The sequence below is a fragment of the Streptomyces sp. CBMA29 genome (assembly GCF_014596445.1).
Lineage (GTDB): Bacteria > Actinomycetota > Actinomycetes > Streptomycetales > Streptomycetaceae > Actinacidiphila.
Window position 1 is genome coordinate 68,257 of sequence record NZ_MECL01000220.1, and the last position, 12,158, is coordinate 80,414.

Sequence of the window (12,158 nt, forward strand, 5' to 3'; positions counted from 1 at the left end):
CCGTGCCAGGCACGGCTGCCCGCTTCGTCACCTCGCACACCCTCCTGACGCTGGACGCCCGGCATCCCTTCACCGCCAAGTCGCTGATCGACGCGCAGGACATGCACAGGACCGTCATGAGCGGTTTCACGGGCTGGGTGGAGAACGGCAGCCTCGACGCCCGTTCCCAGATGGGCATCCTGTCGACCTGGACCGTCGACCTCCGTGCCGCCCAGCTCTCCCTCGTGGTGCAGTCGGGCATCGCCGGCGACTGGGGCCGCATCCCCCGGGGCGCGCTGGCCGAGCCGCCGCACACCCTCACGATCGACCGCACCTTCCGGGTCGGCGAGCACGTCGCATTCCGTATGGTCGTCAATCCCGTCCGCAGTCGTCCGCCCGCCTCTGGGGCACCAGAGAAGACGCGTGGCACCCGTGTCGCCCACACCCGACCCGAACACGTGAAGGCGTGGTTCGCCCGTCGCCTCCAGCCGGCCGGTGAACCAGCCGTCGCCCCCGACGGCGTGGCCAGGATCGGCGCCGACACCGACACCGACCGCCTGTCCCTGCACATCCTCCCGAAGGTCTCCAGCACGGCAGCCCACAAGGGTCTCCGCATCGCCCGCGCCGAGATCAAGGGGACCTTCACCGTTACCGATCCCCAGGTCTTCGTCGCCGCACTCACCCACGGCATCGGCCACGCCCGCGCCTACAGTTGCGGACTGATCCTGGTCCGCTGAAGACGATCGGGCACCGCACCCCGTACACCGTCACCGAGCCGTCCGCGGCCCTGGTCGCCATCCGCCTGCCGTCCCCGCTGAAGGCCAGCGCGCTCGTCGCGCCCGGCGCCAGGGTCGCCAGCGGGCCGTTCGCCCAGGACAGGAGGTTGGCGTACTTGTCGTCGCCCGGCCGCATCCGGTACGAGGCCAGGTCGAGCGGGGCGGCGAGCGACGGGTCGCCTCGGCGGGCGCGACGGTCGCGGCGCGCAACTCGTCCTCGGTCATCGGCCCGACCAGGACCCGGCGGCCCCTGAGCACCGCGCGCAGTCGCGGGTGCGCGATGGCGTGGCCGTAGGGTCAGGCGTCGGGGGTATCGGGGAGGTGGATGCTGCCGCCCGCCTGGAAGACGCGGTTGCCGCGGCCGGAGACGGTGGCGCGCTGCGTGATCGTGGTCCCGGGCGTCGTCGGCGCCGCGAGCGGGCTCAACTCGTCCAGCACCCGGCGCAGTTCGGCGGCCAGAGCCGGGTCCGCGTCCAGCATGCGCTGCAACCTGCGCTGCCAGTCCGCGGCGAGCTGCGGTTCCGTCTCGGCGTCCCCGCCGCCAACACCAACGGATCCATCCCGCCCCGCCCCCCACCGGCCCCGGCTGCCTCACGGACCGTCATCGTATCGGCACATCCCGTTCGGTCGAGGGAGAACGCCGGGCCGCCTGCTCGGGCCGCCTGCCCGAACGGGCGGCCCGAGGCCGTACGGCGGTGCGGGTCAGCGCACGCGGATGGTCACCGTCACGGTCTTGAGGACCGCGGGGAGCCTGGTGGTGTCGACCTTCAGGATCTCGCCGTTGTCGGGCTTGGACGTGGGCGGCAGGACCTTCTGGTGGACGGTCCAGGTGCCGTCGGGGTCCACGGCGATGGTGTCGATGCCGAAGTCGTCGTCGTTGGAGAGGTAGAGGGTCCGGCCGGCGTCGGCGGTGGCGACGCCCTCGACCTTGTCGTGGGCGAAGAAGGCGCCGGTGGGGTCGAGTTGGCTGACCAGGGTGCCGACGTTGAGATAGGGCTGCTTCTGGGCGACGTTGACGCCCGCGGCCGTGAGGGCGGTGAGAGCCGCGTTGGTGCCGCCCGTACCGACCAGCGCCTCGGGGGACTTGCCGCCGACGGTCAGGCCGCTGACGTCGGTGGCCCCGTTGATGTCGACCTGGTAGAGCGTCTTCGAGGCGAACGGCTCGTAGTTGCCGTCACGCTCGTCGACCAGGAATTTCGTGCTCGACAGCGCGGTGATCTCGCTGTTCGCCGCGCCCGTCGTCGCCGGGTTGTCCAGCAGGTACAGATACTGCTTCGCCTTGTACGTACGGAGGTTGACCGCGATGATCCGGGTCGCCGCGACATTCGTCGCCTTCGTGCTGCCGAGGTCCGGCTGCTGGAGCGCGGACTGCATGACACCCACCAGCGTCGAGCCGTCCGGCGTGACCGTCAGGCCCTCCATGCCCTTGTTCTTGACGCGGTAAGCGAGTTCGGCCGGCAGATAGCCGACGATCTTGTGGAACGCGTTGTCGGCGCTGTCGCGGTACGGGGTCAGCCGCCCCAACTCGTAGCCGTCGGCGTCGAAGTGGGTGATGTAGGGGCCGTACTCGTCGGAGACCCAGAAGGTGCCGTCGCGCAGCGCGACCAGGCCCTCGGAGTCGTAGCCGTACGGGTCCTTGGCGACGGGAACGGGCTTGCCGCCGTTGGCGTTCGTCGCGTTGACGTCGTCGATCGTCTCGCTCGTGTCGTGCGGCGGACGGCCGCTGTAGTGGACGCCGCCCCGGCTCTTCGGGCCCTTCAGCGTGACCTGCCTGAGCAGCTTCGCCTTGCCGTCCACGAGCTGGAACTCGCCGATCTGCGGCGTGAAGTCGAGCAGCATCTCGGACTTGTTGCCGTCGGGGGCGTCGGCGTTCGGACCGCGGTCGGTCAGACCGTAGAAGTGCCCCGGCCTGCCCGGCACCGGCGCGAGCGACGAGCCGTAGCCCTCACCGGAGATGCGCGTGGTCGTGCCGCCGGGCCCCGCGACCGTGGCGAGCGGCGGCAGCGCCGACCCGTCGCGCCGCGTGTCCTTGAAGAGCCGCACGGCGTCGGTCGTCGTGTACGTGAAGGTGTCCGTGCCCGTGAAGCCGGGGCGCGGGGTGTACGTGAACGAGCCGTCCGCGTCGACCGTCGCCGTACCGTCCGACGGGTCCGTGTGCCGTACGACCGCGGTCGCGCCGACGTCGTTCCGCAGTACGTTGCCGGTGACCCTGCCGTGGCCGGAGAAGGTGTCGGCTCTCGCGCCGAAGTCGTGCGAAGGAGCCGAGATCCAGCCCGCGGTGTGGGCGGCGGCCGTGCCCGTGCCCACCACGACGAGGGTGGCGCCGATCGCGACGACGATCCGGGCGCGCTTGCGGGAGAAGCGTCCTGAAGTGCGTGATGTCATGGTCTTGAACCTGTCGGTCACCGGTGAACTGCGCGCCGACGACAGGTGAATGCCGGGTTCACGCCTCGGTGCGCGCTCGCGCCGGGCGGGGAACCTCCCGCCCGGCGCGAACTCCCTGACATCACCGATGCCTGGGGATCAGGCCGCACCCGCCGCCTGATACGTCGTCAGGGCCTCGTCGCCGAGATACGGGTGGTACTCGTTGTTGCCCGAGCTGACGCTGATGTTGCCGACCAGGTAGCCGGTGCCCGCGCCCGTGTCGAAGTTGGACAGGAAGCCGCCGCCGCTGGAGCCGCCGGACTGCACGCAGTCGATGCCCCACATCGTGGAGTCGCCGCGCCCGGCGTCCGGATACTCCGTGCCCTCGCAGTGGTTGAGCTGCTCGCCGTTGCCCTCGGCGTCCGAGCCGCCGTAGCCGAAGGAGTGAACGTGCTGGCCGGTCGGCGAGTTGAAGGCGATGCCCTCCGCGCCGACGGTGTCCACCAGCGAACGGTTGTTGACGGTGTTCACCACCGCGTAGGCGAAGTCCCAGTTGGCGTTGCCGCCGGTCGAGACATAGCCGGACCACCAGTACAGGACGCGGGCGGAGAAGGTGCCGAACGGGCGGTTGCCGTGGTTGTAGCCGGGGATGAAGACCCAGTTCTGGTAGGACTCGCCGGTGCCCGCGTTGACGATGCAGTGGCCCGCGGTGAGGACCACCGACTTGTTGTCGGCGTTGGCGACGGTCGCGGAACAGGCGAAGGTGCCGCCCGAGGAGTTCTGGAAGAACACCTTGCCCGCGGTCGTGCTGATCAGGCCGCCGCCGTTCCACGCGGTGGGCGAGGACATCGGCGTGACCTCGCCGCCCGCCGTCGTGCTCGGACCCGCGACCGGCGGGACCGCCAGGCGGGGACCCGCGGTGGCGGGCGCCGCCGTCGTACGGGCGGCGGCCGTGCCCGTCGCGGCGGGCAGACCGGTCATGTCCTTCGCGTTGGTCACGTCCTTCGCGCCGCGCAGGCGCTCGGGTGTCCAGAAACGCTCCGCCGCGCTCTGCTGCGCGGCGGAGACGGACGTCTGACGGACGCCCGCGGGCGAGGCCGGCGCGGCATGCGCCGTGCCCGCCGTCCAGGCGGTCGCGGCGAGTGCTAACGCGCCGAGGAGAGCAGCCGATCGCTTCATAGCGACAACTCCAAGTCCTTTTGGGGGAAGGGGGAGTGCGTGGTGGGGCCAGTGGTGCAGAAATCCACTCGAATCCGCCTCGACAACGTTGTCCAACCGCACCTGCGTAACGTTGCCGAAACGTGAGCGGGTGCCACGCTAACTCCGTAAGAGTGTCGTGTCCATGGCATCTTCAGCCGAATGTGAGTGGCTGGTGGTACGTGTGGGGCGACGGGCCGTGACTGTGCGGGGGGTGCGCGGGGGAGTATGCGGGGGAGTGTGCGGACACGCGCGCGCCCCCCGGGAGGTGATCCTCCTGGGGGGCGCGCGAGGGGCGAGGCGGGGGCTTGCGCCCTCAGTCGTCGCTCTTGTTGCTGTGGAAGACGTCCTTGACGGCGTCCTTGACCTTCTCGCCGGCCTGACGGGCATCGCCCTTGGCCTGGTCGGCACGGCCCTCGGCCTCAAGGCTCTCGTTGCCGACGGCGTGACCGACGGTCTCCTTGGCCTTGCCCTTCACCTGGTCGACCTTGGCCTTCGCCTTGTCACTGTCGCTCATGATGAATTCCTCTTTTCTGGCTCTGTGCCGTGCGGTTTTTCCCGGTGCTTTTCCTGTTTCGCTTGGCTGCCCGGCCGCTTACCAGCGGTACCAGCGGCCCCGGCTGCCACTCGATCCGGTCGAGCGCGCCACGAATCCGAGCGCCCACAGGACCAGTACCACGATACCGATCCACAAAAGCAGCTTCACGGCGAAGCCCGCGCCGATGAGAATCAGCGCCAGTAGAAGAACGATGAGCAACGGTGCCATGACGATCAACCTCCTGAAGTGTCTTCTGCCCCGGGATTCAGCGGCCAATCAGCAGGGCCGCGAGCGCCTGGGGCTCAGGCGCGGCGTCGATCGGTCACGACGCGGTAGATGACCAGCAGGATCAGCGAGCCGACAATGGCCGCGATCCACGTGGACAGATGGAAGAAGCCCTTGATCGAGTGGACGTGGAAGATGACCTTGCCCAGCCAGCCGCCGAGCAGCCCACCGAGAATGCCGATGATCATCGTCACGATGACACCACCCGGGTCGCGACCCGGCATCAGTGCCTTGGCGATAGCCCCGGCCAGCAGTCCGATGATGATCCATGCGAGAATTCCCACGACGCCCTCTTCCCCTTCTGTCCCCCGGAAAATCCCTGTCGACAACCGCCTTTACCGGCTCGCGCCTTTCAAACACGCGTACCCACGGAAGATCTCGCGCGCCGATGTCCGGGCGGACGCGAGAGCGGGGCCGACCGGCCGGTCGGCCCCGCTGAGTACGCGTTTTCCGCGCGGGTCGGTCCCCGGGAATCAGGGCGTGATGGAGAGCACCGCGCGGTCGCCGCCCGACGCGCTGGGGTCGGCGGTGGCGGTGAAGCGGAAGAGCTTGGTGCCGGTGTCGTAGCTGACGGCGCCGACGGAGCCGGTGGTGGCGGCCACCGTGGGCTTCCGGGGGGCGTAGCCGTGGAGGGTGACGGGCGCCTCGCCCGGCGCGAAGGAGACCGTGGCGCGGACGGTGCCGTCGTCGCTGAGGTGCTCGACGCGCTTGTCGCCGTGCGAGACGAACTTTCCCGCGTCGCCGAGGAAGGCGATACCGGAGGCGCCGACGGGCGCGACGACCCAGTACGTGCCGGTGCCGACGGTGGCGCTGACCGTACCGCCCTGCGGGATCAGGCTGCCCTTGGCGGCGAAGTAGTCATAGGCGTAGGCCGGTCCGGTCTGGCCGAGGGAGGCCAGGGTGAAGGACGCGGTCTGGGACGGGCCGGTGGGTACGGAGCTCTGCGTGACGCCGAGCCAGTCGACGTTGGCGCCGCTGAAGCCGATGGCGGTGGCGCGAACGGTGTTGGCGCCCTTGGCCAGTTGGGCGGTGAGAGCCACGACACCCCACGTCGTCCACGAGCCGGTGGCGGGGAAGGACAGATTCCGCGCGGCGGCCCCGTTGACGCTGATGCCGAGCGGCCGGTCGTTGAAGGTCGCGTTCGCGTAGCGGAAGGTCAGCGTGTACGAACCGGCCGCGGGCGCCTGTACCGTCCACTGCACGTAGTCACCGCTCGCGTTCACGTAGTCCGCGTAACCGGTGCCCGTATAGCCGGAGTTGTCGCTGCCGACCACCGCGCCCGACAAGGTGGCGCTCTCCGCCTGGTAGGTCTGCTGGGGCGCGACGGTCTTGCGGGCGTACGCGAACACGTAGCGGTAGTCGAGCCCGACGTGCGCCACGCGCGTACTGGCGATCATGGCGGGCTGGGTTCCGGCGGCGTCGCCGACGTACGTGGCGTCGGACGGGACGATCGGCACATCGGGCTTGACGAGGACGCCGTCGGGGCGGGCGACCATGGCGAGGTTGGCGGCGTTCACCTTGCCGAGCGCGTCGCCGACGCCGACCGGTCCGGCCGAGAGGTTCGCCAGCAGAAGGTTGTTGATCTCGCCGCTCATGAACACGTCGACCCAGGGCCACACGCCGAGCGAGCCCGCGAACTGCGAGTCGTAGAGGAAGGCGTCCCACTTCGGCCGGTCGAAGCGGTCGTCGCTGACCCGGATCGTGGTGAGGTTGTCGTAGAGCACGCTCTGGAGGTAGTCGCGCGGCAGCGCCATGCAGTACTGCATGTCCAGGCCGTTCGCGGTGGCCGAGGCGGCCATGTTGGTGAACAGCGCGTCGGCGTCGGTCAGATTCTCCGCGGGCTTGGCGTTGGTGCACAGCCAGTCCTGCTCGAAGACGGTGACGCCGCCGTCCTTCAGGTAGGCCATGACGCTCTGCCAGAACTTCGGGTCGATGACGATGTCGTTCGAGAACTGGTACTGCCCGTGGTACGGGCTCGACTTGTCCATCCACCGCGCGTGCGTGGTCAGCGGCATCCCCAACTGCTTCTGGAACGCGGCCAGTCCGTCAGGGAACAGCTCCTTGTCCGCCTCGTACAGGTACGTGCCGTCGCCGACGTTCCAGGCGGCGTTCGGCCCTTTCGGGTACCACCAACTGTCGAGCTGCATATAGCCCATGGGCACCTTCTTGGACTTCCACTCGTCGCGTACGGCCAGCAGCGTGCCCGCGTACCCCTTCGAGGCGTCGTACTTGTAGTAGTAGTCCGCGCCGTTGTCGGTCCAGTAGCCCAGCGTGTTGAGGATCGCGCCCTTGTCGTTGGCGGGCAGCGTCTTGCCCGAGAGAGCGGTCAGCGCCGCGCCCCACGCGTGGTACGAGGCGCCGACGCCCGCCTTGACCGACAGGACCGTCCTGCGCGTGTACCCGGCCGGCAGCGTGGCGACGGAACCGAGCACTCCCGCCGCGATGGAGCCGTCCGCGGCCTGCGTGGTCTGCGCCTCCTGGAAGTGGTCGGCGGCCGACAGCACGAAGGTGTTGCCCGAGCCGTCGAAGAACACCCACGGGCTGTCCCCCGCGCCGGTGAAGGTGTTGAACTGGTACTTCCCGAAGCACGCCCGGTGGCTCATGCTGTGCGCGAGCTTCGGGTAGCCGGTCAGGGTCGGGAACGGATTCGCGTTCGCCGCCGCCTTCACGTACGTGTCGGTGAAGATGACGCACGACGCGCTGTCGTACACCCGGATCGCGCCCTTGCGCGCGCCCGACCTGAAGGTGAACGTCGTCTCGGTGTACGGGCCCAGCGCGTCCGTCCCCGACCCGGTGGCGATCCCGGTGGCCGCCCCGACCGACCCGCTGAACGTCCAGCCCAGCACGCCCGCCGTCACCTGCCAGGCGCCCGCCGCGTTCACCGTCCCGTGCAGCGCCGTCGGCGTGACCGTGCCCGCGCTCGCCCGCCCCGCCGCGCCTGCCAGCGGTAACGCCACGGCGGCCGACCCGACACCGGCGGCCTTGATGAAGTCACGACGGCTGAATCCGCTCATGAAGTGCTCCTCGTCTCGCTGTTTCGTCGTCATGGGGGGCCGGACGAGTCCGGAAGATCGAGCGATGCGATGCGATGCGATGCGATGCGATGCGGTGTGTGGCGCGAGCCCTTCGCCCCGCCAGGGGCGGCGGTGGACAGTGTGCTGTCGTGTTTCTTTTGAGGTCAAGGCTCACGCGAGGGAAACATTTCCCAACATCTCCGGCGTGACGACAAGCCGCAGGTGAGAGCGCTCTCCGGTCAGCATGTTGTTACATGTTCTTGTATGTGAACGACCCTCTCGGGTCGTCAGGCGGGAGAGGTTCCACGCGATTCATCTCCTGGCGCATTGGCCGCGTACGTGAACCGCTGCGCGACCCGCGTCGCGCACACTCGCCGCCCTGGATCGGGGCGTGCGAACCATTGACAGCGGAGGTGGCCGCCCGCATTGTGGGAGCGCTCCCACGCGTACGCGGCACGACCCCCCCACATCCCGCCTCCCGAAGGTGAGTACGCCGTGCGTCTTGTCATGCCCCCCGGCACCCAGCCCTTACGCGGGCGCCGCCGCCCGCTCGTGGCCGCGGCCTCCGCCGCCGCGCTCCTCGGCACACTGCTCCTCGGCGGCGCCACCGCGCGGGCCGACGACCCGCCCGCGGCGCCCGCGGACGTCACCGTCAACGCCAACGAGGGCCTGGGGACGATCCCGGGCTCGGCGTACGGCCTCAACAGCGCCGTGTGGGACGCGCAGATGAACGAGCCGCAGGTCCAGGACCTGCTCCAGGCCGCCGACGTCGGGATGCTGCGCTACCCCGGCGGCTCGTACGGCGACCTCTACCACTGGCAGACGAACACCGCGCCCGGCGGATACGTGGCGCCCGGCACAGACTTCGACGCGTTCATGGGCACGGTCAAGAAGATCGGCGCCCAGCCGATGCTCATCGCGAACTACGGCTCCGGCACGCCGCAGGAGGCGGCGGACTGGGTGCGCTACGCCAACGTCACCAAGGGGTACGGCGCGAAGTTCTGGGAGGTGGGCAACGAGCTGTACGGGAACGGGCATTACGGCTCCGGCTGGGAGCAGGACGACCACGCCGACACGTCGCCCGCCGCGTACGCGAACAACGTCCTCCAGTACGTGTCGGCGATGAAGGCCGTGGACCCGACGGTGAAGGTCGGGGCCGTGCTGACCATGCCGGGCAACTGGCCGGACGGGGTGATGGCCGACGGCGAGAGCGCCGACTGGAACCACACGGTGATCCCGCTGATCGCGGGCAAGGCCGACTTCGTGATCGTGCACTGGTACCCGAGCACGTCGGACACCGCGCAGATGCTCAACACGCCCTCGCAGCTCGCCGGTGAACTCGGCCAGTTGAAGGACCAGTTGAACGCGGCGGGCGCGGGCGACACCCCGATCGCGCTCACCGAGGTCAACGGCGGCCGGGACACCGACACGCAGCCGAACGCGCTGTTCGGCGCGGACGCGTATCTGACCGCCCTCCAGAACGGGGTGTTCACCGTCGACTGGTGGGACACGCACAACGGCGCCCAGCAGATCTCGACGTCGCCCAACGGCGCGACCGATTACGGCGACTGGGGAGTGCTGTCCAGCGCGAACTGCGTCGGCACGGTGTGCGAACCCGCGCTCAACACGCCGTTCCCGGCGTATTACGCGATCCAGATGCTGAGCCGGCTCGGGCGGCCGGGGGACCGGATGGTCGGCGCGGGCAGCAGCGCCGCGACGGTGGCGGCGCACGCCGTGCGCCGCGCGAACGGCGACCTGAGCGTGCTGCTGATCAACAAGGACCCGTCCGCCGCGCGGACCGTGGCCCTGCACTACACCGGCTTCACCCCCGACACGTCGGCTCAGGTGACCGTGGACACCTACCGCGACCAGGCCGCCGCGATCGACACCGTCACGTCGGCCTACAGCGCCCAACAGACGCTGCCGCCCTACTCGTTGACCACCGTCACCCTGCACCCCAAGGCCGGTACGGACTCGGCCCTGACCGCGCCCGGCGCGCCGAAGGTGACCGCGGCCGGGGACACCACCGCCACCGTGAGCTGGACGCCGTCGACCGGCGGCGCGGTGACCCGTTACGAGGTCTACCGGCAGGTCGGCACGGTCAGCGAGCTGCTGGCCGACAGCACGGGCACCTCCGCGACCGTCAACAACCTCACGCCCGGTACGACCTTCACCTGGAACGTCCTGGCGCGGGACGCCAACGGCCGGCTGTCGGCGCCGTCCGACCCGGTGACCGTACGCACCGGCACCCCCGCGCACTCGACCTGCCGGGTCGGCTACCGCACCACCGGGGGCTGGGGCAACGGCTTCAACGCCGAGGTGACCGTCACCAACACCGGCCCGAGCCCGATCACCGGCTGGACGCTCGCCTTCGCCTTCCCCAGCGCGGGCGAGTCCGTGACCGGCTTCTGGAACTCCCAGGTCACCCAGACCGGCAAGCAGGTCGTGGCCACCCCGGTCGACTGGAACGCGACGCTCGCCGCCGACGGCGGCAACTCCGCCTCCTTCGGCTTCACCGGAGCCAACGACGGCGCGGCGCCCCCGCCGACCGTCTTCACCCTCAACGGCACGGTCTGCACGACGACGTGAGCTCCCGGGCCCGTACGGCGCCCCGTACGGCCTCAGTTACGGCCTTCCGTACGGCCTCCGGTACGGCCTCCGGTACGGCCTCAGTTCACGCCAGCGCGAAGTAGCGCAGCCACAGGTAGAGGGCCGATACGGCGACGGTGGCGGCGGTGACGACGAGGCCGTAGCGGGTGAACTGCCAGAAGGAGATGGGCTGTCGGGCGCGTTCGGCGATGCCGAGCACGACGACGTTGGCCGAGGCGCCGATCGCGGTGGCATTGCCGCCGAGGTCGGCGCCGAGGGTCAGCGCCCACCACATGACGTGGTCGGGGTCGCCGCCGAGGTGGCGGACGAGATCGGCGGCGACGGGCGCCATCGTGGCGACGTAGGGGATGTTGTCGACGACGCCGGACAGGACGGCGGAGGCGCCGAGCATCAGCATGGAGCCGCCGAGTTCCCGGTCGCCCACGGCGTTGGCGAGAGCGTCGGAGACCTGGCTGATGACGCCGGTGTCGATCAGGCCGCCGATCATGACGAACAGCCCGGCGAAGAAGGCGAGTGTGGGCCACTCGACCTCGGTCAGCACCTCGCCGGTGTTCGCCCGGGACACCGCGACGAGCAGTCCCGCGCCGAGCAGGGCCACGATGCTCGGTTCGAGGTGCAGCACCGGGTGCAGGACGAATCCCGCGATGACGAGGGCGAGTACGGCCAGGCCCTGCTTGAGCATCCGCGGGTCGCGTATCGACTCGCGCTCGTCCAGCTCCATGACCTCCCGCGCGCGGTCGGCGTCCCCGTGGAACGCGGAGCGGAACATCACGCGTGACAGGCCGATCAGCACGAGCACCAACACCACCGCCAGCGGCGCCAGATGGACCAGGAAGTCGTTGAAGGTCAGTCCGGCGCGGCTGGCGATGATGATGTTCGGCGGGTCGCCGACGAGCGTCGCGACCCCGCCGATGTTGGAGGCGAAGACCTCCGCGATCAGGAACGGCGCGGACGGCAGGGCGAGGCGTTCGCAGACCAGCAGGGTGACGGGCGCGACGAGCAGCACCGTCGTCACGTTGTCCAGCAGCGCGGAGGCGGTGGCGGTGACGACGATGAGCATCACCATCACGCGGAACGGCCGGGCCCGCGCCCGCTTCACCGACCAGATCGCCAGGTACTCGAAGAGTCCGGTGCGCTTGAGCACGCCGACGATCATCATCATGCCCAGCAGCAGGAAGATGACGTTCCAGTCGATGCCGGAGTCTTCGGAGTAGAAGGCGGAGACGTCGTCGGTCGCGCCGATCGCGAGCATCAGTCCGGCGCCGCCGAGCGCGGCCGCGACCCGGTGGACGCGTTCGCTGATGATCAGCGCGTATGTCCCGAAGAAGACGGCGACGGCCGCCCACGCGTGCCAGTCACTCATCCGGCACCGCGTATTTCGCCCGCATCCACGAC

The 12,158-nt window shown here is 69.9% G+C and carries 10 protein-coding genes; 2 read left to right on the forward strand and 8 right to left on the reverse strand.

Annotated features, from left to right (window positions below; translation table 11 throughout):
• Positions 1–2: 2 nt before the first annotated feature.
• Positions 3–716, forward strand: coding sequence for a type I-E CRISPR-associated protein Cas6/Cse3/CasE (cas6e, locus tag BGM09_RS29635; protein ID WP_317452944.1), 714 nt, complete (start codon positions 3–5; stop codon positions 714–716).
• 336 nt (positions 717–1,052) lie between these two features.
• Here cas6e and BGM09_RS29640 read toward each other — a convergent pair whose 3' ends face one another.
• The 7 genes from BGM09_RS29640 to BGM09_RS29670 form a co-directional block, all read right to left on the reverse strand.
• The gene (locus BGM09_RS29640; protein WP_188284793.1) at positions 1,053–1,235 is read right to left on the reverse strand and encodes a hypothetical protein; all 183 of its coding nucleotides are present in this window, start codon (positions 1,233–1,235) and stop codon (positions 1,053–1,055) included.
• A 222-nt stretch (positions 1,236–1,457) separates the two neighbouring features.
• Positions 1,458–3,140 carry an esterase-like activity of phytase family protein gene (locus BGM09_RS29645; protein ID WP_188284794.1) on the reverse strand — a complete coding sequence of 561 codons (1,683 nt, stop codon included), beginning with the start codon at positions 3,138–3,140 and terminating at the stop codon, positions 1,458–1,460.
• 138 nt (positions 3,141–3,278) lie between these two features.
• Positions 3,279–4,298, reverse strand: coding sequence for a trypsin-like serine peptidase (locus tag BGM09_RS29650; protein WP_188284795.1), 1,020 nt, complete (start codon positions 4,296–4,298; stop codon positions 3,279–3,281).
• Positions 4,299–4,632: 334 nt separating this feature from the next.
• Positions 4,633–4,833, reverse strand: a complete 201-nt coding sequence (locus tag BGM09_RS29655; protein WP_188284796.1) for a CsbD family protein — start codon at positions 4,831–4,833, stop codon at positions 4,633–4,635.
• A 78-nt stretch (positions 4,834–4,911) separates the two neighbouring features.
• The gene (locus BGM09_RS29660) at positions 4,912–5,082 is read right to left on the reverse strand and encodes a hydrophobic protein (RefSeq protein WP_188284797.1); all 171 of its coding nucleotides are present in this window, start codon (positions 5,080–5,082) and stop codon (positions 4,912–4,914) included.
• A gap of 74 nt (positions 5,083–5,156) precedes the next feature.
• Complete coding sequence (locus tag BGM09_RS29665) at positions 5,157–5,423, reverse strand: GlsB/YeaQ/YmgE family stress response membrane protein (RefSeq protein ID WP_188284798.1); 267 nt, start codon at positions 5,421–5,423, stop codon at positions 5,157–5,159.
• A 189-nt stretch (positions 5,424–5,612) separates the two neighbouring features.
• Entirely contained in the window at positions 5,613–8,153 is a 2,541-nt protein-coding gene (locus BGM09_RS29670) for a CBM35 domain-containing protein (RefSeq protein ID WP_188284799.1), read from the reverse strand.
• Between the two features lie 495 nt (positions 8,154–8,648).
• Between BGM09_RS29670 and BGM09_RS29675 the strand changes: the two genes are divergently transcribed.
• Positions 8,649–10,742 carry a cellulose binding domain-containing protein gene (locus BGM09_RS29675; protein ID WP_317452945.1) on the forward strand — a complete coding sequence of 698 codons (2,094 nt, stop codon included), beginning with the start codon at positions 8,649–8,651 and terminating at the stop codon, positions 10,740–10,742.
• A gap of 85 nt (positions 10,743–10,827) precedes the next feature.
• On the opposite strand, the gene BGM09_RS29680 is transcribed toward BGM09_RS29675, so the two are convergent.
• A complete protein-coding gene (locus tag BGM09_RS29680; protein ID WP_188284800.1) occupies positions 10,828–12,126 on the reverse strand; it encodes an SLC13 family permease in 1,299 nt (432 codons plus the stop codon).
• Positions 12,127–12,158: the final 32 nt, after the last annotated feature.